This window comes from Christiangramia oceanisediminis (assembly GCF_022570735.2).
Taxonomy (GTDB): Bacteria; Bacteroidota; Bacteroidia; order Flavobacteriales; family Flavobacteriaceae; genus Christiangramia; species Christiangramia oceanisediminis.
The window spans coordinates 350459-372881 of the sequence record NZ_JANCNS010000001.1; the positions used below are offsets into that span (position 1 = coordinate 350459).

Sequence of the window (22423 nt, forward strand, 5' to 3'; positions counted from 1 at the left end):
ATTCGGCAACTATCTCAAAAACTCAATTCTAAGGGAACATTATTTTATAGGCTAAAAAATATAATAAAAAAACGGCCACCTGTATATCACAAATGACCGTTCTGAAATTGCTTAAAAATTATAATCAGACTTCATTAAGAATTGCCGAGTCTATTCTTGCAAGCAGGTCGTTCCAGTGGAACCTGGTTAGCTGATGGTTCGTACGATTTTTTCTTCGGTTGATATCAGCCTTTAATTGTTCCATTTCTCCACGCATCAAAGCCATAATGTCTGACTTCAGGACCTCATCATTTTCACGTTCATCCAGTTCCTTCAAATAAGCCGCAGCGATATCGACATACGAGCGTTGAAGATTTCTTCTATAAGCATCGGTTTGTCTGGAATTATATAATTCGCTGAAGATGCCTTTTCGAACATCGGCCATCATATCTACCGGAGAATACGCGCTTTCCGGATTGACCTCTTCATTGGTGATCATTCTTTTCAAACGATCTTTTTCCAGAAGATCTTCTAATGCACCGGTTTGAATGGATTGTATCCTGTCTATAGCTTCCGGAGCTTCTACTCTTCCCAGAATATCCTGGTTCAACATCCATTTTGGAGTTGAAAAAGCTTCGTCATTCAGGAATTCTACGGCTTCTTTCTGAATTTTTGCAGGAACAGGTTCATATACTACCCCTTCCTGATCTGATGTCTTTCTCGTCTCATAAACACCTCCAACATTAGTGACCACGTGTGACAGGTAACCGCGCCACATATAGCTTAACTCACGGTAAACTTCGTCCAGTTCGTCATAAGCGAAACCGTCTTTTGATGTCCAGTCTACCAGATTAGGCACTACTTTTTTCAGGTTGGCGATCCCGTATTCACTGGCCTTTACCTGGTCGTCTCCCAGGCTTTCTCGCTGGGATTGCGGATCGGCTCCGCCATATCCACTTCCGAATTCATAAACAGGATCACCTGCTTTTTCAAGTATCCATTTATCAAGTGTTGCCTTTTCTTCCTGAGGTGAATCAGCTTCCGGAAGATAACGGTAACCCCAGTTGATCGCATAGAGATCATAAGGTCCCATCATCCTGATATATCGAACGCCTTCATCTCCGGGCTGAGCAACATAATTCACACGTGCATAATCCATAATTGAAGGGGTAAGCCCGTATTTCTGAGTAAATTCAGCCGACCTTAAAGAGTCGGTTGGATATGCAGAACTGGCTTTCATATTATGAGGAAGACCAAGTGCATGTCCCACTTCATGTGCGATCACCATTCTCATCATCTCCCCTATTTCAGCTTCTGGCGTATTTAATGTTCTGGCGTTCGGGTTTTGTGCTCCGGCCTCGATCATAAAACGATTTCTATAAGATCTTAAGTGGTTGTGATACCAGATGATATCGCTTTCGATGATCTCACCGGTTCGAGGATCGGAAACTGAAGGACCTACCGCATTCCTGGTGGTGCTGGCCACATATCGCACAACCGAATATCGTACATCTTCCGGACTGAATTCCGGATCTTCCTCTTTACTTGGAGGGTCCTTAGCTATAATAGCATTCTTAAAACCGGCTTCTTCAAAAGCAACATTCCAGTCTTCGATACCCTGTTTGAAATAAGGCCTCCATTTTTCAGGAGTTGCAGGATCCAAATAATAAACTATAGGCTCCACCGGTTCTACCAGCTCTCCTCTTTTATAAGCTTCAATATCCTTAGGCACCAGTTTCCAGCGGCGAATGATCTCGTAATCGTCTGCCTTCAGTTCATCGGAATCATAATCATACTTATCGATGGTAAACCAGCCAACGCGATAATCGGCAAGTCTTGGCTGCATCTTATCATCAGGTAACAAAATCATGGATTGATTAAGAAGCATGGAAATGGTACCTGCCTGGTCGCGTTCCGGTGGGGTTTCAGCCTCGTAGGTCATCACATGCTTGATCTCGATATTTTCAGGATAGGCGTTGGCAGATTCTATATAAGACCGGCTTTTATCCAGTTTTTTAACCTTATACCTTTTTCTTAATCCTGAAGAGATTCCGTTGATAGCTTCCACTTCATCCTCGAATAATGCGCTTGCATCGATCACCACGCTGGTCGAATCCTCGCTCCAGGTTTCTATTTTTGAACTGAACAGGATCGGAAAGAAATTATTTGCCTGTACCGACTTGTAAATAGGTGAATCCTCGTCGCTCTGGTTTTCGAAACTGATCACCTTCATATCGATATTACCATTGCGCTTAACCCATCTAACCACCTGCTCATTCACCTTAGAACCTGCATTCACATATCCGCCCCCAAAGCCAGAAGGAACTCCGGCGATCCTGCTCACAAGAAGCATATCCTTTTCAAAAAGATCAACGGGGATCTCAAAGTATAATTTATCATCTACGAAATGAGTGGTAAAAAGACCTTCATCGGTCTTAGCTTCAGAAGTAATGACTTCAGAATATTTCTTAAGATCTGATTTCTTTTTTTCAGATTTTGAAGACTCCTGCGCGACTGGCTGTGGAGATTTACATCCCACCCCTAAGACCGCCAGGGATCCAAGTACAAGTATTTTTTTGATCATGAATAATTTTTTGCTCCCCAAGATAGGGAAAGCTTTAGAAAAACGGAAGGTTGAACCATCAAAGCTATAAGCCTGAATCTTTAAGATTTAAAAGGTTTGTGGTTTTCGAATAAATAAAATCGATCAAATTAGACCGGAAGGCGTTCAGTTTTCATTAGAAAAAATTAACTTTAAACAACTAACAATCAAAAACATGGAGTCTACACATCGTTCTTTTTGTGCAGGCATATTGATGCTTGTGATATATACCATGCATGCGCAAAACCCCATGCAGTATATCCAGACTTTAATCCCTGATTTTCCTGAACATATCATGCCAGAGGAAGCAAAAGGCCGAGTGCTTGGTCCAGGTTTGTTCAATCATTCTCTACCGATTACGGAAGCCTATCATCACGGAACAAAGACGTATGCGGGTCATACAAAAGAGGGTGAACTTTATCTGCGAAAGGAAGGAAAGGAGGATATTCAAATTATTTCCAGACCTGCTCCGGGCTGGCGCTGGGAAATTGCTGATGCCTTATGGTCCCCGTCCGGGAAAATGATAGTTGCAAAACAGGTAAACGACACCCAGGTACCTCGTATCGAACTCACTAAAACCGACACGATAATGGAATGGCCATATACCCGGGCGGGAGAACCGCTTCCGGAAATTCAGTATTACGTGATAACCCCGGAAACCGGTACGATAATTCCTGTAAAACATAATCTTAAGTGGCCTTACATCCACCCCCTTTCCTGGAATGAAAATGGGAGTGAAATACGCGTAGTTCAGGCAAACCGGTTGATGAAAAGCCTTGAATTGCTACGGGTCGATCCCTCTACAAGCGATACAAATCTATGGTTTACCGATAGTTCTGAAAAATACCTTATAGGGCTTGAATTGCTGCAGGGATATACCCAAAGACTTCGGGAGGCGAATTTTTTTCATTTTTTAGATAATAGGGAACAGTTTATTTATTTAGATGAAGAATCGGGTTTTCAGCAATTGGTTTTATATGACAGCCTCGGAAATCCTGTAAAACAACTTACTCACTATAAACAGAACGGAATAGTTTCTAGGCTGGTTGGTGTAGATTCAGAAGCTGGTCAAATCTATTTTATAGGCAAAAACGACATAAATGAACCCTATGCTGAAAAACTTTTTAAAGTCTCTCTCGATGACGATTCGATTGAAGAGATCGCAGAAGGCCCCTATTTTCCCGAAATAATCCTGAAGGATAGCATCTGGGTTTGGCGCAATGATATGGCCAGTTTTTCCAAACTGGAGGTGTACGACAGGTCTGGCCAGAAACTGAAAACCTATTCTGAAGCTAACATGTCTCCAATTAAGGAATTAGGTTTTAATCCCGAGTTTATTCAGCTAAAGGCAGCTGATGAAAAAACAATGATAGAGGCTATGCTTTTGAAACCTAAGGAATTTGATCCTGACAAAAAATATCCCGTGATCGAATGGATTTATGCTGCCGCGCATACAGCCGCCATTGAACGAACAGCATTAAGCCCTGCGAATATTCAAATGCAGGGCATAGCCAACCAGGGGTTTATCGTAGTGATCATAGATGGTCGAGGCAGCCCAGGCAGAGGAGCAGAGTTCAGGGATTACAGTTATGGTAAGTTCGGACAAATGGAATTGCAGGATCATATAAAAGCTCTCCAACAACTTGCGGAAAGATATTCATATATGGACCTTGACCGCCTTGGTATTTCGGGACATAGCTGGGGCGGGCATTATGCCTTGCGAGCGGTCCTGGAGCAGCCTGGTTTTTACAAGGCCGCCCATCTCAGTGCGCCGGCTATAGATCCTGCTAATTTTCGAGTCTCGATTGAAGCTTATATGGGTTGTCTCCCAGAAGACTGTCCTGAAGCTTACGAACGCTCTGGTCTCACTCCAAAACTGGATAAACTACAGGCTCCCATCCTCATTCATCATGGCACTGCAGACGACGATGTCCCAATAGAGGAATCATTTGAGTTAGTTAAAGCTTTAGAAGCCCGAAATCATACCGATTTTGAATTCATCGAATTCAAGGGAATGGATCATATCATTATGCGAAATCCGAAATGGGAACAGGACATGATCAGCTTTTTTAAAAAGGAGCTTGGCGAACCAATGGAATGATTATTTATTAGGAGAATAGGCTTAAACTATTTTTTCTGAAAAAAACTGAATTTCAGGTTTAACAGATTTACACTATCTTCAATGAACTAAATCGCATAAAATCATGAAATTAAGACCTACCAGCCTTTCCATCCTATTGATTGTAACATTTTCCCTGACTATATATAGCCAGAAGGAATCAAACTTAGCAGAAAAGCTTGGATATGCTCCCGATTCCAAACTACTTATAATTCATGCTGATGATGCCGGGGTGAGTCATTCAGAAAATATAGCGACCATAAAAGGTATGGAGAACGGAATAGTAAATTCGGCCAGTATTATGGTGCCCTGTCCCTGGTTTCCAGAGATCGCCGCATATGCCAGGAAACATTCGAAAGAAAAGGATTTCGGGCTTCACCTAACCATCACCAGCGAATGGCGTGATTTTAAATGGGGTTCTACGAGTTCTAAAAACGAGGTGCCCAGCCTTATCAATCCGCATGGATATTTCTATCATCTGGTAGATAGTGTGGTAGTACATTCGAAAGCTATTGACGTGGAAAAAGAAATTGATGCTCAGATAAAAAAGGCGCTGGATTTTGGGATCGATGTGACCCACCTTGATGCTCATATGGGCGCAGTGATGAGCACCCCCGATTTCCTTGAAAAATATATAAAAAAAGGTCGGGAATACCAGGTACCCGTTCTCCTGAGCAGGGAAATCGTGGCTTTTGAAGAACTCGAATCCCGCCTGGAATTAACGTCCAGGGATATTATAACAGATCATGTTTACCAGGCAAATCCAGAGATCTACAGCAACCTGGGGATGGAAAAATATTATGAAAAAGTTCTAAACGAGCTGCAGCCTGGGCTTTCTGTGATCCTTATTCACCTGGCCATGGATAATGAAGAAATGAAGGCGGTTACTATTGATCATCCAGACTGGGGGAGCAAATGGCGGCAGGACGACCTCGATTTCTTTACGAGTCAAAAGGCCCGGCGCCTAATCGAAGCAAATAATATCAAACTGGTTACCTGGCGGGAAATAAGAGATAAGATCGTGAGGGCGGAGTAATGATCAGTTTTTGTTTACTCCATTCTTATAGTCCATTTCTCCATAAATTTAATGTTGAGCTAAAAGTTTAGTAGTCAATATATATCTGATTTGTTTTTAAGAAACCCATCTTATCGGCATATTCAGGGGATGGGAATTAATTTATTTATTTAATTCTGAATATTGTCTTACCTTTTATAAGCCTAACAATTAGGGTGTTAAATAATATTTTCAGGACTATACAGAAATTTAGAAGCAAACGCAATGACATACCTTTATTTGAATAAATCAGTTTTAAACTAAAAACGGAGGAGGATGATAACCAGGTTATTCATTGATATAAAACGAATTTCAGCCTTTAGTCGAGGCCGTAATAATGGTAAATAGCTAAAATGCTTTCTGAAAGATCCAAACAATAAATGTCAAAAGCATGAAACCTTTCCCTCCATTCAAAACTAATTTCTTATTCCCGAGGCACTTTTTATACTGGATATTCCTCACCCTTCTTCTTGGCAGCCAGGTCTCCTGTGCCCAAAGAAAAAATAAGTCGGTAGGCCCGGGAGGAGATGTCATTGAATTATCTTCACAGGAGTTGAGAGCGACCATGAACGATTTCTTTTACCGCTTTGAGCGATCGGTGACTGAATCGGCTGATAGTATCATACAACTGTCTTCTAATCCTTCTATTAAAAATCATGCTCTTACCTGGAAAATGAATGCAATTCCTGTTGCGAATACTTCTATCTACAATAGTGATCCCTTTCTCGGCTTTATAGATATGGCAGTCTTTACTTATCAGATGAAACTGTATTTTGAAAAGGGAGCAGGTAAGGACTTATTCGGCGATCACCAGGAAATTGCTATAGAGACAGTAAATGCACTTTGGGAAAATTTGCTTAAAATAGGCAGGAATCTGGTGCCCGATAATGATATTTCAGAAGGCAAAAGACTGGTTATTGAATTTGCGGAGCAACACCCACTTAACAGCTTGTATTTTGTACGGCAATCTACGGTCCCGCTTATGACCAAAATTCAAACTGCCGAGAAGGTCACTTTTAAAAGACTGGCGGAAGACATGTCTCAAAATCTTGACCAGATGCGGGCTCAGCTTGGTTCCTATATGGAGGTCCTGCCGAAACAGGTACGATGGGAATCGGAATATTTAATTAATAACAGTCTTGCCAATCCCGAGTTGACCGGCAGATTCGACTCAATTGCAAACCTACTGGAGAGATCGGTAATTATGTTGGAATCGAGCCCGGAAATAATTGATAACCAGCGTGAGGCCGCTTTTCAGGACTTAAGAAATGAACGGATTGCCGTTTTAAATGTCCTACGCCAGGAGCGGGAAATTATCCTGGACGCAATCAGAAAGGAGAGAGAGATCTTACTGGCTGAGTTATCCAATCAAATTAACAACCAGCGGGAAGCAGGTTTCCAGGATCTAAACGTAATGACTAATAAGGGTATTGAAAATTCGTTTAACCGGATGGAGAATATCATAGATAAACTCTTTTGGAGAACTGTGGTGATGGTTTCGGTTCTGATAGTTTTAATAATGGTTGGAATGATAGTTTACAAAAAATTGTAAATAGGAATTCCAGGGTTGCAGACCATACAATCTATTTTTCGATGAAGCCTCATATCCCAGATCGCCTGGAATTGCTCCGCGGAAAGCCAATTTTAAAGAATAAAAGTTGATTCAAATTTTAATCGAAGGCCTTCATCCTCCATTATGCAGAGTAAAAATCCAGAAACAAAAAAGCCCCTGCACACGCAGAGGCTTTCAGTACTCGGAGCGGGACTTGAACCCGCACGACCGTTGCTGGTCATTGGATTTTAAGTCCAACGTGTCTACCAATTCCACCATCCGAGCGTAGACTTTTTTCAATAATATTCAAACTCAGAAAAACACTTAAAATCCCTTTAAAAAGAGATGTCCAACGTGTCTGCCTCCCGAAGCATCGGGACCACCATCCGAGCGTAGACTTTTTTCAATAATATTCAAACTCAGAAAAACACTTAAAATCCCTTTAAAAAGAGATGTCCAACGTGTCTGCCTCCCGAAGCATCGGGACTACCATCCGAGCGAAAAACAAAACCCCGACAAACCGGGGTTCATTTTTTAAATCACAGAGCGAAAAACGGCCCCGAAGCCTCTGGGGAACCCAGCGACCTCAGAGTGTTTTTATCTCTCTTCCGAGCGAAAAACGGGATTCGAACCCGCGACCTCCACCTTGGCAAGGTGGCGCTCTACCAACTGAGCTATTTTCGCATTTTAATGAACATCATTCTCTAAAAAATCGCGACCTCTATCCGCCTTTGGCGGATGGCGCTCAACTCCCGATGTATCGGGAAGCTATTTTTCCGTTTCTAAAAAGAACTTTCGCAATTTTCTTAGCGATTATTGCGGAGGCAAATTTAATACAAATCTTATAATAGCAAAGAATTTTTTAAGGAAAAAAGAGTCGGAATTTATCAGTCTTAAGCACTGGGATTAGGGCTGGAAGCTTTATGTCTTGAAATGAAGTAAATAGACCTGACAATTGATTATTGATTATTGTTAATTGATAATTGATTAGTGCTTATTTTTAATTGATAACATTCGTTTGATCTCATTCAGTTTCATCAATGCCTCCACGGGAGTAAGCGTATCGATATCGATGCCCAGCAATTCCTGTTTCAAATCTTCCAGTAACGGATCGTCCAGGTTAAAGAAACTCAGCTGCATCTCATCTTCAGCCGATTTTTTCAGTATCTCTCCAGAATCTTCCATAGAATGCGAAGCTTCCAGTTTCGCCAGGATCTTATTTGCTCGATGTAAGACCATCTGTGGCATCCCGGCCATTTTAGCTACATGTATCCCAAAACTATGTTCACTCCCGCCAGGTACCAGCTTCCGTAGAAAAAGTACATTATCCTTCAATTCCTTAACCGATACGTTGAAATTCTTAATGCGCGAGAACGTATCACACATTTCGTTCAGCTCGTGGTAATGGGTGGCAAAAAGCGTTTTTGGTCTTGCAGGATGTTCATGCAAATATTCACTGATGGCCCATGCTATGGAGATGCCATCATAAGTACTGGTTCCCCGGCCGATCTCGTCCAGCAGCACCAGGCTACGATCTGAAATGTTGTTAAGAATACTCGCAGTTTCATTCATCTCTACCATAAAGGTCGACTCACCCATCGAAATATTATCGCTGGCTCCTACCCTCGTAAATATCTTATCTACCACTCCGATCTCGGCCGATTTCGCCGGAACAAAACTTCCCATCTGTGCCATCAGCACGATCAGGGCGGTTTGTCTTAAAATTGCCGACTTACCACTCATATTAGGCCCGGTGATCATAATGATCTGCTGCTCTTCACGATCAAGGTGCAGGTCGTTAGTCACATACACCTCTCCCGGTGGCAATTGTTTTTCGATCACGGGATGGCGACCTTCCTTGATATCCAGGGCATAGGAATCCAGCAATTGTGGCCTGGAATAATTCTCGGCCTGGGCCTGCTGGGCAAAAGAGCAAAGGCAGTCCAGCCGTGCGATCAGTTTTGCATTTTGCTGAACAGGATCTATATAATCTGCCATCCAGGCAACCAGCTTTCCGAATAATTCCTGTTCCAGTTGCAGGATCTTCTCTTCGGCTCCCAGGATCTTGGATTCGTATTCCTTCAGTTCCTCGGTGATATAACGCTCGGCATTCACCAGGGTTTGTTTGCGCGTCCAACTTTCAGGCACCTTATCTTTATGGGTGTTTCGAACTTCAATATAATAGCCGTAAACATTATTGTTCCCGATCTTAAGTGAGCTGATTCCGGTGGCTTCAGTCTCCCTTTTGATCATATTATCCAGGTAATCTTTACCGGAAAAAGCGATATCTCTTAGATCGTCCAGCTCTTTTGAAAAGCCTTTAGCGATCACGTTTCCCTTTTGAACGTTCACCGGCGCCTCTTCGCTGATGCTTTCAGAAATCTTTTTCCGAAGCAAATCGCAGGAATGCAGGTTATCACCTATGACCTTCAGTGCATCATTCTCACAGTTAGAAGCGAGCTCCTTTATTGGAAGGATCGCATTTAATGAATTTTTCAGCTGATTTACTTCGCGCGGACTGATTCGCTGGGTAGCCACTTTGGAGATCAGCCTTTCCAGATCGGAAACTTCGCGTATCTGGTCCTGGATGTCTGCCAGAATATCGGGATGCTTGATCAGGTATTCAACCACCTCGAGCCTTTTTTCGATAAGCTCCGCATTTTTCAGCGGAAGAGCCAGCCACCGTTTTAGCAATCTTCCACCCATAGGCGAAATGGTCTTATCGATCACGTCCAGCAGGGTGACCGCATTGGCCGCCGTGGAATGGTATAATTCTAGGTTGCGAATGGTAAAACGGTCCATCCACACATATTCCTCTTCGGCGATACGGTTGATGGAAGTGATATGCTGAAGCCGGTGATGCCTGGTTTCAGCCAGGTAATATAACACGGCTCCAGAAGCGATCACCCCTTCTTCCAGGTGATCTACCCCAAAACCTTTTAAAGATTTTGTCTTGAAATGCCCGTTAAGGGTTTCTTCGGCATAATCGGTTTTAAAGACCCAGTCGTCCAGGTAGAAACAATGATGATCCTTCCCGAAATTTTCTGAAAATTCCTTCTTGAATTTCTTCTGAACCAGGATCTCACTGGGACCAAAATTCTGAAGCAGTTTATCGATATACTCCACATTCCCCTGCGCACATAAGAATTCACCGATTGAAACATCAAGAAAAGAGACGCCTAAATTCTTTTTTCCGAAGTGAACGGCGCAGAGAAAATTATTGGATTTGCTCTGCAAAATATCATCATTCATCGCTACTCCCGGAGTTACCAGTTCGGTCACCCCTCGCTTGACGATGGTCTTGGTCATTTTCGGGTCTTCCAGCTGGTCGCAGATCGCCACACGCTGTCCTGCTTTGACCAGTTTTGGGAGATAGGTATTCAGCGAATGATGCGGAAACCCGGCCAGCTCGGTCCGCTCGCTCCCATTATTTCGATTGGTGAGCACGATATTCAGAATACGCGCAGCCTTAACGGCATCCTCGCCAAAGGTTTCATAGAAATCACCTACCCTAAACAGGAGTAAGGCATCAGGATATTTATCCTTAATGCTGTTATACTGCTTCATTAAAGGGGTCACCTTGGGAGATTTCTTTGCTGCCAATTTTCTAGGAATTTATTCGCTCAAAATTAAAAAACAAAAAAAGGATTGATGTACAATCCTTTTCTTTTTATTCTGAATAATTATAAAAAATTTTCCGGAATTAGTTCCTACTTTCTTTCAGGTTTATAATTCATAAACCAATTTCTGAAATATGAGTTTTGGTTATTGCTCAACCTGGTCCAGTAGCACTTCGATAGCTTTTTCTAATTGCTGGTCCTGCCCTTCGCTTATCCTTTCAGGAGCATTCTTTACAATGATATCTGGGGTGGTCTGGTTATTTTCCATCCATTCACCATTCATATCTTTCGCACTCACAGGAACCATACCCCATCGGGTGCCATTAGGAAGGCCTTCCCAGCCGGCAAAACTACAGGTTCCCGGAACAGGCATTCCAATTGTTGTCCCTATATCCAGGTTTTCATAGGCGCTGGCATAACAATGCCCGTCTGAATACATACTTTCGTTATAAAGGCTAACGGTAGGTTTGGTCCATCTGGAAGTAGGTTCGCCTCCAACTACTTTTCTGGACGTGGCATAGGTGATAAATGGGGTTCCGGTAAAAAAGGATGCCAGGTCCGCTACCAGGTCACCGCCTCCGTTAAAACGCGTATCAACGATTACCGCCTCTTTATCATAATATTTACCCATCATATCTTCGTAAATGGAACGATAGGGCTCATCACTCATTCCCGGGATATGTACATACCCGAGTTTCCCGTCGCTTTTCTTCTCTACCTCTTCTTCATTTATTCTAACAAATCGTTTGTAAAGCAAAGCGCCTTCTTCTTCCAGGGAGATCGGTTTAACGGTTATCTGCTTTACTTCCTTAGAATCGGGCAACCTCATCTCTAGCAATACGAACTGGTTGTTCTTCCTGTTCAGAAATTTAGCGATATCGTGATCTCTGGTAAGTTCAATACCCTCTATCCTGGTGATTATTGTTCCAGGCTTAACATTGAATTTGGACTTATCCAGAGGTCCGCCTTTCAGCACCTCTTCTATCCTGATTCCGTCTCCATCATAGCTATAATCCATAAAGATCCCTAAGGAAGCGGTCTCGTCGCCATTTGGATTATCTTCTGAATATCTGGCCCCGGAATGAGACACATTCAGCTCCCCAAGCATTTCCGATAGCATTTCGGTGAACTCATACGAGTTACCTATAGAAGGGAGGTATTTTTTATAGTGCTGGTACAGGGAATCCCATGCAGTACCGTGGTAGGTTGGCTCATAGAATGCATTCTTGGTTCGAATGTAAACATGTTCCAGCATATTTTCTCTTTCGGCAAGTTCATCATAGGTCATATCCCCTGAGATCTTGATTTTTTCAGAACTTCCTTTGGTAAGATCTATTTTAGAGATATTACCTTCGCTTAACAGATAGAGATTTTCCTTTTTGTTATCCCATTTCAGGGAGCCTCCGGAAGTGTTTAGCTTGACCAGCATTTTGGTCTCCTTGTTCCGAAGATTGGTTTCCCAAAGATTCATCTTATCCTCGAATTGGGCCAGGTAATATAGCTTTTCACCATCCTTGGAGAGCACGGCATCTGCCATATAACCTGAATGTATGGTCAACCTGGCTTTACGCTCCTTTAAACCATCCCAGTCAAAACTAACCTTGGTAGAATCTTCAACCGGTTGCTTTTTCTTCTTTTTTGATGATTTCGCCAGCTCGGTACTATCTGGCTTATTCATCTCCTCGATTTGCTTCGCGAGTTTGAATTCTTCCTCATTCAGCTGGAATTCGTCCCAGGCTTCTGTAGTGAAAAACATGGAATATACGTCCACCTCGGTTCTTCCGCTTGTAGCATAGCTCTTTAAACCATTGCGATTGCTGAACCAGAGCATTTGTTTATTATTTGCCCATTTAGGAGAAAAATCCTGGTAGCCGCTTTCGGTTAGATTCACCCGCTTGCTACCATCTGCTGCCAATAATAAGATTTCCTGGTTACTCAGCAATTTACCCCAACTTACCAGTAGCCATTTACTATCAGGACTCCACTGAAAATATTTATCTCCGTCACGCATATGAAACAGGTCATCGGCGTTGAGAAGCTGAACGGTTTTACCTGATTCCAGGTCCCGCACTTTTAGCTCACGCCTGTCTGAAATATAGGCCATCTTCGTACTATCTGGAGAAAATTCCGGCAGGTAAACATCGGTGTCTTCCTCTAAGACTTTTGTTTCATCCAGAAGCGTGGAGGCAAAGAATAGTGGTTCTTCCTCACGTTGTTTTTCAGTTTTAAAGATGGTCCATTTACCTTCAGATTCTCTGGCATAGGCCACAGATTTCCCATCGGGCGTAAAGCTTACAAATCGTTCCTGTGCCGGGGTATTGGTGATCCTTTTGGTTAGGGCTCCGTCTACCGAAGTCACGAAAACCTCTCCCCTGGCGATAAATGCTATTTCCTTACCGTTAGGTGAAATCGCCATTTCGTCAACCCCGCCGTTGATCTTGATATATTTTTCTGTATTGCTAGTGGTTTGAGTGGTGATCGAAACAGCTACCTTTTTTGGAGCTTCCCCTGTTTTCATAGTATACAATTCACCATCGTATCCAAACGAAAGTACATCCTTCGCCTGGCTTAAAAATCGAACGGGATGCTTCTTAAAACTGGTTAATTGCTCGGTCTGAGCTGGATTTTCCAGGTCAAGTTTAAAAACATTGAAATTTCCATCTTCTTCGCTCAGATAGAAAATTGAATTTTCATTTTCCGAGAATACGGGTTGACGATCCTCCCCGGCAAATTCGGTTAGTTTCTTATGAGATCCATCCGTTTTATCGTAGATCCATATATCGCGCGTGATAGAAGAAACGTGATGCTTTCGCCATTCATTCTCGTATCCTTTTTTATCATGATAGATCATTTTTTTTCCATCCTTACTTACCTGCACTTTTTCCGCCGGAATGGTAAAAACCTGACCTACCCTACCTGTTTGAACGGGAACCGAATAGAGTTCGGGTTGAGAGGAAGTAGGATATTGCCTATGCGAGGCCTTATCCTGCCGAACCGCACCAAAGATCACATTTTGATCGTCTGCTGAAAATGTATAAGGTTCTTCATCATTACTGTGATAGGTGAGACGCGTAGCTTCCCCTCCATTAGCATTCATTACAAAAATGTCAAAATTGCCATAACGATTGGAAGCGAATGCGATCTTTTTACCGTCCTTACTCCACACAGGCATATAATCATGAGCATCGTGGAAGGTGATTTGTTTCGCATCCCCTCCTGAAACAGGAACCGTATACAAATTCCCTTTGTAAGTAAAAACGATCTTTTCGGCATCTGGAGAAATGCTCTGGTAGCGGATCCAATTTGGTTTTTCCTGGGAAAGGCCTGAGAAAATCACGCCTAGAAGGAATAGAAAGCTAATTTTTATCTTCATAAGTTTTATCCGGTTAAAATTAAAACTGTAAAGATGTCAAAAATTATGAGAATTCTATTCGCACAGGTTTCATTATATATTTAGCGCTTTCCCGGACGATATAAATGTAAGACCTGAAACCATTAATTTTTAAAAATTGTAGTCAGTAATCATAAGTCCAAGGCTCCCTAAAAATAGTACCGACCACAACCAGGTTCTCCACCAGTTCTTGATCACCAGGCTGTTTGTGATCTCTTCACAAGGTTTATCTGGACTAATGGAATTATGCAGCGGAACAAATATGAGAAAGGTTAATATCCAGGTCAGCAAAATGATCACCAGGCTGCCCCAGGTGTATAAGTTCTTCTCCTGCCATAACTGAAGAATGCACACTGCAAGCTGCGCGATCATAAGAGGACCCACGATCACCCCTATACGCTGTGTGTATATGCTATGCCATTTCCCGAGTTCCTCCTGCCTATAATGGCAAAGTCCAGGGTAGATGACCAGTTGGACGGTCCAGATCAACACCATCAAACCAAAATCGAGTAATAAACGAATCGATAACAGGTCCATTTTTTTCTGATTTAGCCTGAAAAATAAGTCATTTAGAAGAATAGGCCAATTCTACTGGTAACCGGCTGCCTGTAGATTAAAAAGTTCTGCATACAACTTATCGTTCTGCATCAGTTCCTGGTGAGTTCCTATTTCAAGCACCGCCCCATCCTTAAGCACCATGATGCGGTCTGCGATCCGCACCGTGCTGAATCGATGCGAAATGATCACCGCGGTTTTTCCCTGGGTAAGCTGAATGAACCTCTGAAAAGCCTCGGTTTCTGCCCGGGCATCGAGGGCCGAGGTTGGCTCGTCAAGTATAAGAACTTCAGAATCTTTCATGTAGGCCCTGGCGATGGCTATCTTTTGCCACTGTCCGCCGGAAAGATCCTTCCCATGCTTGAACCTTTTCCCCAGCGGTTGTTCATAACCCAGCGGAAGGTCTTCCACCACCTCCCGTGCCAGGCTTTTCTCTGCTGCAGTATCGATACGAGACTGATTCCTGATCTCGTCGATCTCACCAATGGCAATATTTTCCCGAAGGCTCAGTTCGAATCTTACAAAATCCTGGAATATCACTCCAAAATACAGGCGGTAAGCCACCTGGTCATAATTTTTCACCGGGATATCATCCAGCAGGATCTCCCCTTCGGTAGGTTCGTAAAACCGAAGCAGGAGCTTGATAAGTGTGGTTTTCCCAGCGCCGTTCTCTCCTACAAATGCCAGCTTTTCTCCTGCTTTGAGCTCAAAATTGATATGGCGGACCACCCATTTTTCAGATTTGGGATATTTAAAGCCTACATCCCTGAACTCAAAACCTTTTTTGATCTTTTCAGGCAGTGACAGGGATTCCTCCTGAACATTTTCAGCCGGACTCAGGTCCAGGAACTCAAAATAATCCTGAAGATACAGGGCGCTATCCGTGATACTAGTAAATCGCGTAAAAAACCCCTGCAATTTCGACCTCAACCTATTGAAAGAACCCGACAGGAATGTGAGATCACCAAGGCTGAAAATACCAGCCACTGTTCTAAAAATGATAAAAACATAGGCCCCATAATAAGCTCCGGTTCCAATTACATTAAAAAAAGCACCCCACCCGGCCCGTTGTTTCGCCAGTTTTTTGCTTTGCAGGTAATAAGTATCGGAAAGCCCCTTAAATCGATCGGCCAGGTAATTCGAAAGCCCGAACAGTTTAACCTCCTTAGCGGTCACATCACTCGCCCCGGCGTACCTAAGATAATCCAGTTCCCGTCGCTCCTGGGTCCAGCTTCTTGCCAGGGAATAACTGGTCCCGCTGAATTTAATTTCGTTAATGATGGTGGGAACTATGGAAACTACCAGTAAAACGATCAGCCAGGGTTCAAAACTTACCACCCCGGTAAGCAGGGAGATGATCACTACCAGGTCTTCGGCCTGGGTTAAAGTATTCGACATCAGCGCGACCCTTCCGGTAGTTTGCTGCCTGGCCCGTTCCAGCTTGTCGTAAAATTCAGAATCCTCCAACTGGTCCAGGTTGAGTTCCGAAGTCTTTTTAATAATTCGAACCGAGGTATCTATGGAATACTGGTCTCCCAATAAAGAATCGCTCAAACTGATGCCCCTGCTCAGCAGGTCAGATAAAATCGCCAATCCAAATTCAGCCGCCACAAGCATCCAAAGCCTTTCCAGGTCTTTGCTTTCGGCCGCGATCTGGATCACTACCTCATCGATGATCAGTTTGCCCAGCCAGAGCATGATAACCGGTAAAACGGCGTTCAACAGCCTTCCGCTGATATTAGCATAGAACAGCATTGGATTCACCTTTCTGATCTCCTTAAAAAATCGAGGGATGAACTTCAGGGAGGCAAAGCTCTCCCTGAAATTGATATTATTGGTTTCGAATGATTTTTTTGGTCTTGGCAATTATTATCTATTTTATCCTTTTGCAATTTAAGGCTTGTTTTTGAGAAAATTTCAGGCACACAAAAAACATCCCGAAGGATGCTTTTTTTTTGAATTATGATCTACATGTTAGTTGGAAAGCTCCTCATTTTTCACAAACTTATAGGACCAATCATCCCATTCAAGCTTCATTAAAATTGAAACCGAAGGGGAAGTGAAATGCTAATCGATTTCCAAATTCCAGGCTTTGAAGAAAATCAAATAAAGCATAAATAAGAGAAATTAGTAAATTAGGCTCGACTTATACCTGCTCATAACTATGAAATATATTCAACTGCTGGCCATTCTCTTTTTAACACTGAACCTTGCCTGTAATAATTCGAAATCTGAAAAGAACCAGAATTCCCCAGCTGAAAAAGAAATTGCAGCAGATATTACCTGGGGCGAAAACCCATGGCCCGAGATACGCAAAAAAAGAATAAACGAACTGCTTCCGAAAGCTTTGGATGCAGCAGAAGTTGATGCCTGGCTGGTGATTTGCCGCGAGAACAACAACGACCCCATCGCCGATCATATAGGCGGTGAGAATGCTGGAGGTACAGCCGCTTTCCTTTTTTATAATGATGAGAATGGCTTCCACTCCCTTGTATTTTCCCCATCGGGAGAGTCAAAAGCACTGGACGACCTGGACATTCATGATTCGGTGGTGAGCGTAGACCGAAATGCTTCAGCCATGGAACTGGCTGCCGACTTTATCAGGAAAAAAGACCTTAAGAAAATAGCCGTTAACTCTTCAGAAAGTAATTCGATGGCTGATGGCCTATCCTATACCCAGCGACAGGAACTGGAATCCTACCTCGGAAATTTAAAAAACCGACTGGTCCCCTCAACCGAAGTTGTCTATGAATGGCTTGCAATTAAACTACCGGAAGAAGTGGAGATCCTTAAAAAAGCGGCCGCATTAACCGCGGAATGGCAGATCGAAGCCTACCAAAAGGTGGTTCCGGGCGAATCCACCGATGCCGATATCGCCAGGTTTCTCAAAAAGAAAATGGCAGAGAACGGGGTGACCGATGGTTGGGCACCGGATCAAAACCCTAATGTGAATTCAGGGCCCGATCGCGGACATTCCCATGCCACAGATAAAGTGATCATGCCGGGAGATGTGATACAGATCGATTTTGGAATAAAGGTACACGACCGGTGGGTGAGCGATATTCAACGTTTTGCCTATGTGCTGAAAGAAGGGGAAATGGAAGCTCCCGAAAATATTAAGCATTACTGGGAAAGCGCAAAAGCAGGTAACAGGGCAGCACTCGCAGCCATGAAACCGGGCACCAAAGGTGTGGATGTAGACCGTGCCCAGCGCGTTTTGATGGAAGAAGCAGGATCTGAATACGTCATGTGGAGCACCGGTCACCCGGTGGGTTATGTGGCTCATGACGTAGGACCAAACCTTGGCGGGTCGCAGGCTTCTCACGTAAGACCTGCCGCGGAGAAAGAATTAAAAGAAGGAATGACCTTCGCCTTCGACGGGTTTCATGCCTGGAAGCTTCCCAATGGAGAACTTAAAACCATCTCGGTAGAAGAAATGGCGGTAGTTACCGAAAATGGAGCTGAATACCTTATCGAGCCCCAGGAAGAGCTGGTGCTGATCAAAGCTTAAGACAATTTATCACACATTAAACCTTGCTTTTAGTTTTTTGAAGTAAAAGCTTCGGAATATCAGCTTCACCTAGCCTTTTCTTATATAAGATTCTTATCATCCTTTAAGGACTATTACGCCTTGAATTTTAAAAATTTTTCAATTAAAATTTTAAGTCTTCATTGCTCGAAATTACGTTTTATATTCTGATTTTCAGTATTTTAGAGTTGATAATATTTTATCAACCAAACAATTACAACTATGTTACACATCAAAAAACTATCAATTTTTTGTGCACTGGCAGCATTTTTATTTGTTGCCTCGTGTAAAGATGCTGAAAAGGGAAATAATGAGATGGAAGCTGAACGGGATTCGGCTTATGAACTTCCATTAAAAACCGATTCTGAAGAGGCAATGCAGGCTTTTGAAGAAGGACTGGAACATTTTGATCATGGTAATTCCAGAAAAGCCCGGGACAAATTTGACGAAGCGCTGCAACATGATCCAGAATTTGTAACCGCCCAGATGTATAGAAGTTATACCGCTAATTCGGCTACAGACTGGGCGACCAACCGTGAAAAGTTTATGGCTATGAGGGATAAGGCCAATGAAGCCGAAACAATGATGATGGATGCAACCGATGCTGCCATGAAAAGCGATATGAACAGGGAACTGGAAATCAGTAAAAAAATGGTGGAAAAATATCCGGAATCTCCACGGGCTCAGGATAATCTTGCCATTTATTATAATAAAAACGATCAGCAGGAAAAGGCCAGAGAACACTGGAAAAAAGCTCTTGAGCTGAATCCTGAATTTATCCCTGCCATAATAAGCCTGGGGGCTTCATATCTATTCGATTCACCAAAGGATAAATCGCAGGCAAAAAAATATTTCGATAAGCTTGTAAAAACCGCTCCAGACAGTCCGCGTGCTCATATCCTGATGGGAGATTATTACCGGGATCAGGATCAACTTGATCAAGCTTTAGCAAGTTATGAAAAAGCAGCTTCCCTGGACCCGGAAGACGAGGTAGCCCTGGAAAAATCAGGACACGCAAATTCTATTTTAGGAAATTATGAGGCAGCACGTAAAAATTTCAAGGATGCGCGGAAGCTTAGTGAATATGGAACCAATTTTTCCGGGGAAGTGAATACTTATGTATACGAGGGCAAACCGGATGAAGCCCTGAGGTTCCTTGAACAAGGAATAGAATCGGTCGATGCCATGGATATACCTGAAAGCGCGAAAACTATCCCAAAATTTCAGGCTTATTTTGATGCAGCACAGATTGCGATGTATCACGGTGATTCAAAACGTTTGGAACAAATCGTGAATAAAATGAAAACCGTTTCAGAACAACTATCCACAGAGGCTAAAAGCCAGTTAATTGAAGCAGATCAAAAGTCACTGATAAATTACTGGGAGACCATGGTCCTGGTTTCCAACAAGAAATACGATGCTGCACTGGAAAAAGCGGAGTCCATTAAAACTGCTGTAAATTCTATAAATACATCAGACAAGTTATATCCATATCATCGCGCTGTTGCCATTATCAATTATAAGATGGGTAATACCGAGCCGGCTCTGGAACATATCAATCAAACTGACGTTGATTATATCCAGGATAGATACTGGAAGGCCAAGATCCTCGAAAAAGCTGGAAATACAGACGAGGCAATGTCAATGTATGAAGAGATCGCTAAAGAAAGATTCAATAGTATTGAATTCGCTTTAATCCGTAAAGAGGTAGATCAAAAAGCAGCTGAGAATAGAGCCAGCTAATTGAAAAGTCAACTTTATTGAATTAGCCTTCCTGAGAATGGAAGGCTAATTTTTCAATTTCTTTGCTACAGAACCTTTAGAGTAAAGAGGGAACCGCAAGAATAATATTACTTTTCAGCCTCCGCTAACTTTTTAGTATCGACATATTGCTGGAATGACGTGATTTTCCCTTCATCACTGAGCTTCCAGAGATGAGCAGCCTGGGCATTGTAAGTCTTTCCAGTTGCTTTTACCTTGCCATCATACCTAAGGGTAGCCAGCACCATATCATCCTCCATACCATGGATTTTCACATCCTGCAATTCAAAGTATTCGTGATTTTCTCCAAGTTTTGTAAATACGCCTTTTAAAACGGCATCCGGGCCGATATAGGGATTACCATCGGCCAGTGAATTGCTTTCGGCTTCGTTCCATTCGATGCTGGAATCCATTGAACCCAGAACCGTTGCCATATCACCAGTTGCAAAAGCCTTGTACAAAGAGTCAATAACCTGAACGTTTTTTTCAGTTTTCATAATATTCGATTATTAATTATTGCCTACTCTGGTTGGTTTTCGGCTTTCCCGTTTTTAATCTTTAATAAGATCGGCATTTTTTAAATTCTATGCCTGAAAACTTACTCATATTTTGATCCCACTTTATCCATTTTAGTAATGTATAATATCGCTTACAGAACCCTGATTGGGCACGAATTGGGCTTTATGCTTAAAAGCACCTACCATGAGTTAATTTACTTCAAAAAAAAATTAAAGTAAATCACTGGTGCTTTTCAATTTCGTTCCTTAATTGGGCCAGTAAATCGGTAATATAAGACATAAGCCTGCCACTGGATTGATGAATAATTCTATGATGCAAATGCAACATACCTATTAAATTTTCCTGAAATTCCGGAGTAGCTTTAAGGGCCTGGACAAATCTCTCGTAATCTCCTTTTTTTAAAAGTAGAATTTCCTCCCTGGAATAGGCTGTTCGCTGTTCGGATGTAAGCACCTTATTGATACTTTTTTCCATTTCAGTCCTGGAATCAATAAGGGCCAGGTTCCAATTCTCCCTGGTCTTATCCCTGTTATAATATTCCAGCAGGTCATCTTTAAGATCCTTATTCTTTATAATCTTTATACCCCCTGTGGCTCTGAGATCCTCGATAGTATTTTTCAGAATATCAACAAACTGAACAAACCCGGCCTGGGAAACCGAATGAATTAGAGCCAGGGTATCTTTATAATAATTATTTCTGGGCCATTCTACTGAATCAATAGAGGTTCTGGTTATTTCATAATTATTATTTATAAACTCCAGTACGTTATTGATCTGTCTTATATTTCTTTGTGCATTCCTGATCTTGAATTCAACTTCAAGGGAGTCCTGAAGCAGATCCTGATAAAGACTCTCATAATAACTTACTTCAAGGTTTTTAAGCTTTCGCTCCTCATTCCAATTGTTGATTTGTAGTGCGATCAAAATCCCAATTACTACAAGAATAATTTCTCCGATGGCATAAAGTAGGTAGCGGTTAAACCTGTTTTCCCGGAGTAAGCGCCTGCGGATATTTCTGAAGAATTTAATCATCAGAATTAAGCTCTTTTTTTATCATTTTTATAATATTCTCAGCCCGGGTTAAGGTCCGTTGATAGCTCTGTAAGATTCCAGAATTAATATTGGTTTTGATATCTATTGCATTTTGGATAAAAATTTTATCCTCTTGAGTAAGGGCAGCTTTCTCCAAGTGATAAATTCCTCCTTTCATCTTTAAGAGTGTTGGCCCTATCGTTTCACGTGTATAAACATCATTGGAATTGTTCCATTGAGAAGTAAAATTGTTGAGATAGTTATAATAAACATATAGAGAATCTACTAACTTTTGATTCTTAATAAGGTCAAGTTTGCCCGTCGCAATCAAATTCTCAATTACAGACTTTTGTGGTGAAAACCGGAAAATAGTGCTTAAATAGCGGGCAATGGAATCCTGTGTAAATTCTTTGGAATGTTCATCATGAATTTCTTCGCTCAATCTTTTAAATTCTTTCTCAGTCCTATCTATTTGCCGAATTCTAAATTTTAAGAAAATAGTGTCTTCCTGAATATTCTTTTCTAATTTTTCCAGGTAAAACCGTTCCTGTTTACGATTGTGTTTGTAATTATTCCATTCATTTATCTGCAGGGCAATCAAAATCCCAATGACCACCAGAATGATCTCACCAATGGCATAAAGTAGGTAGCGGGTAAACCTGTTTTCCCGGAGCAAGCGCCTGCGGATATTTCTAAAGAGTTTGATCATC

The 22423-nt window shown here is 42.3% G+C and carries 13 protein-coding genes and 2 tRNA genes; 5 read left to right on the plus strand and 10 right to left on the minus strand.

Annotated features, from left to right (window positions below; genetic code table 11):
* Positions 1-124 precede the first annotated feature (124 nt).
* A complete protein-coding gene (locus MKO06_RS01580) occupies positions 125-2563 on the minus strand; it encodes a zinc-dependent metalloprotease (protein ID WP_241550587.1) in 2439 nt (812 codons plus the stop codon).
* A 193-nt stretch (positions 2564-2756) separates the two neighbouring features.
* Here MKO06_RS01580 and MKO06_RS01585 point away from each other — a divergent pair, with 193 nt between their 5' ends.
* From MKO06_RS01585 to MKO06_RS01595, 3 genes are all read left to right on the plus strand, one after another.
* A complete protein-coding gene (locus tag MKO06_RS01585) occupies positions 2757-4682 on the plus strand; it encodes a S9 family peptidase (protein ID WP_241550588.1) in 1926 nt (641 codons plus the stop codon).
* A 103-nt stretch (positions 4683-4785) separates the two neighbouring features.
* Positions 4786-5736, plus strand: coding sequence for a polysaccharide deacetylase family protein (locus tag MKO06_RS01590; protein WP_241550589.1), 951 nt, complete (start codon positions 4786-4788; stop codon positions 5734-5736).
* Positions 5737-6145: 409 nt separating this feature from the next.
* The gene (locus tag MKO06_RS01595) at positions 6146-7306 is read left to right on the plus strand and encodes a GumC domain-containing protein (protein WP_241550590.1); all 1161 of its coding nucleotides are present in this window, start codon (positions 6146-6148) and stop codon (positions 7304-7306) included.
* Positions 7307-7505: 199 nt separating this feature from the next.
* Here the strand turns inward: MKO06_RS01595 and MKO06_RS01600 are convergent.
* The 6 genes from MKO06_RS01600 to MKO06_RS01625 form a co-directional block, all read right to left on the minus strand.
* Positions 7506-7591: transfer RNA gene (locus MKO06_RS01600), tRNA-Leu, on the minus strand.
* A gap of 326 nt (positions 7592-7917) precedes the next feature.
* Positions 7918-7990: transfer RNA gene (locus MKO06_RS01605), tRNA-Gly, on the minus strand.
* 303 nt (positions 7991-8293) lie between these two features.
* Complete coding sequence (gene mutS / locus MKO06_RS01610) at positions 8294-10873, minus strand: DNA mismatch repair protein MutS (protein ID WP_425248408.1); 2580 nt, start codon at positions 10871-10873, stop codon at positions 8294-8296.
* Positions 10874-11071: 198 nt separating this feature from the next.
* Positions 11072-14299 (minus strand): S41 family peptidase, encoded by a 3228-nt coding sequence (locus MKO06_RS01615; protein ID WP_241550592.1) that lies wholly within the window; start codon positions 14297-14299, stop codon positions 11072-11074.
* Positions 14300-14428: 129 nt separating this feature from the next.
* Entirely contained in the window at positions 14429-14854 is a 426-nt protein-coding gene (locus MKO06_RS01620; RefSeq protein ID WP_241550593.1) for a hypothetical protein, read from the minus strand.
* A gap of 51 nt (positions 14855-14905) precedes the next feature.
* Complete coding sequence (locus MKO06_RS01625; RefSeq protein WP_241550594.1) at positions 14906-16738, minus strand: ABC transporter ATP-binding protein; 1833 nt, start codon at positions 16736-16738, stop codon at positions 14906-14908.
* A 298-nt stretch (positions 16739-17036) separates the two neighbouring features.
* Here MKO06_RS01625 and MKO06_RS01630 point away from each other — a divergent pair, with 298 nt between their 5' ends.
* Together MKO06_RS01630 and MKO06_RS01635 are read left to right on the plus strand one after the other, a co-directional pair.
* The gene (locus MKO06_RS01630; protein WP_241550595.1) at positions 17037-18383 is read left to right on the plus strand and encodes a M24 family metallopeptidase; all 1347 of its coding nucleotides are present in this window, start codon (positions 17037-17039) and stop codon (positions 18381-18383) included.
* A gap of 240 nt (positions 18384-18623) precedes the next feature.
* Positions 18624-20144 (plus strand): tetratricopeptide repeat protein, encoded by a 1521-nt coding sequence (locus MKO06_RS01635; protein WP_241550596.1) that lies wholly within the window; start codon positions 18624-18626, stop codon positions 20142-20144.
* A 107-nt stretch (positions 20145-20251) separates the two neighbouring features.
* On the opposite strand, the gene MKO06_RS01640 is transcribed toward MKO06_RS01635, so the two are convergent.
* From MKO06_RS01640 to MKO06_RS01650, 3 genes are all read right to left on the minus strand, one after another.
* Positions 20252-20659, minus strand: coding sequence for a nuclear transport factor 2 family protein (locus tag MKO06_RS01640; RefSeq protein WP_241550597.1), 408 nt, complete (start codon positions 20657-20659; stop codon positions 20252-20254).
* Between the two features lie 241 nt (positions 20660-20900).
* A complete protein-coding gene (locus MKO06_RS01645) occupies positions 20901-21713 on the minus strand; it encodes a DUF6090 family protein (RefSeq protein WP_241550598.1) in 813 nt (270 codons plus the stop codon).
* A complete protein-coding gene (locus MKO06_RS01650) occupies positions 21706-22422 on the minus strand; it encodes a DUF6090 family protein (protein WP_241550599.1) in 717 nt (238 codons plus the stop codon). Before MKO06_RS01650 ends, MKO06_RS01645 begins: the two co-directional genes overlap by 8 nt.
* Position 22423 lies beyond the last annotated feature (1 nt).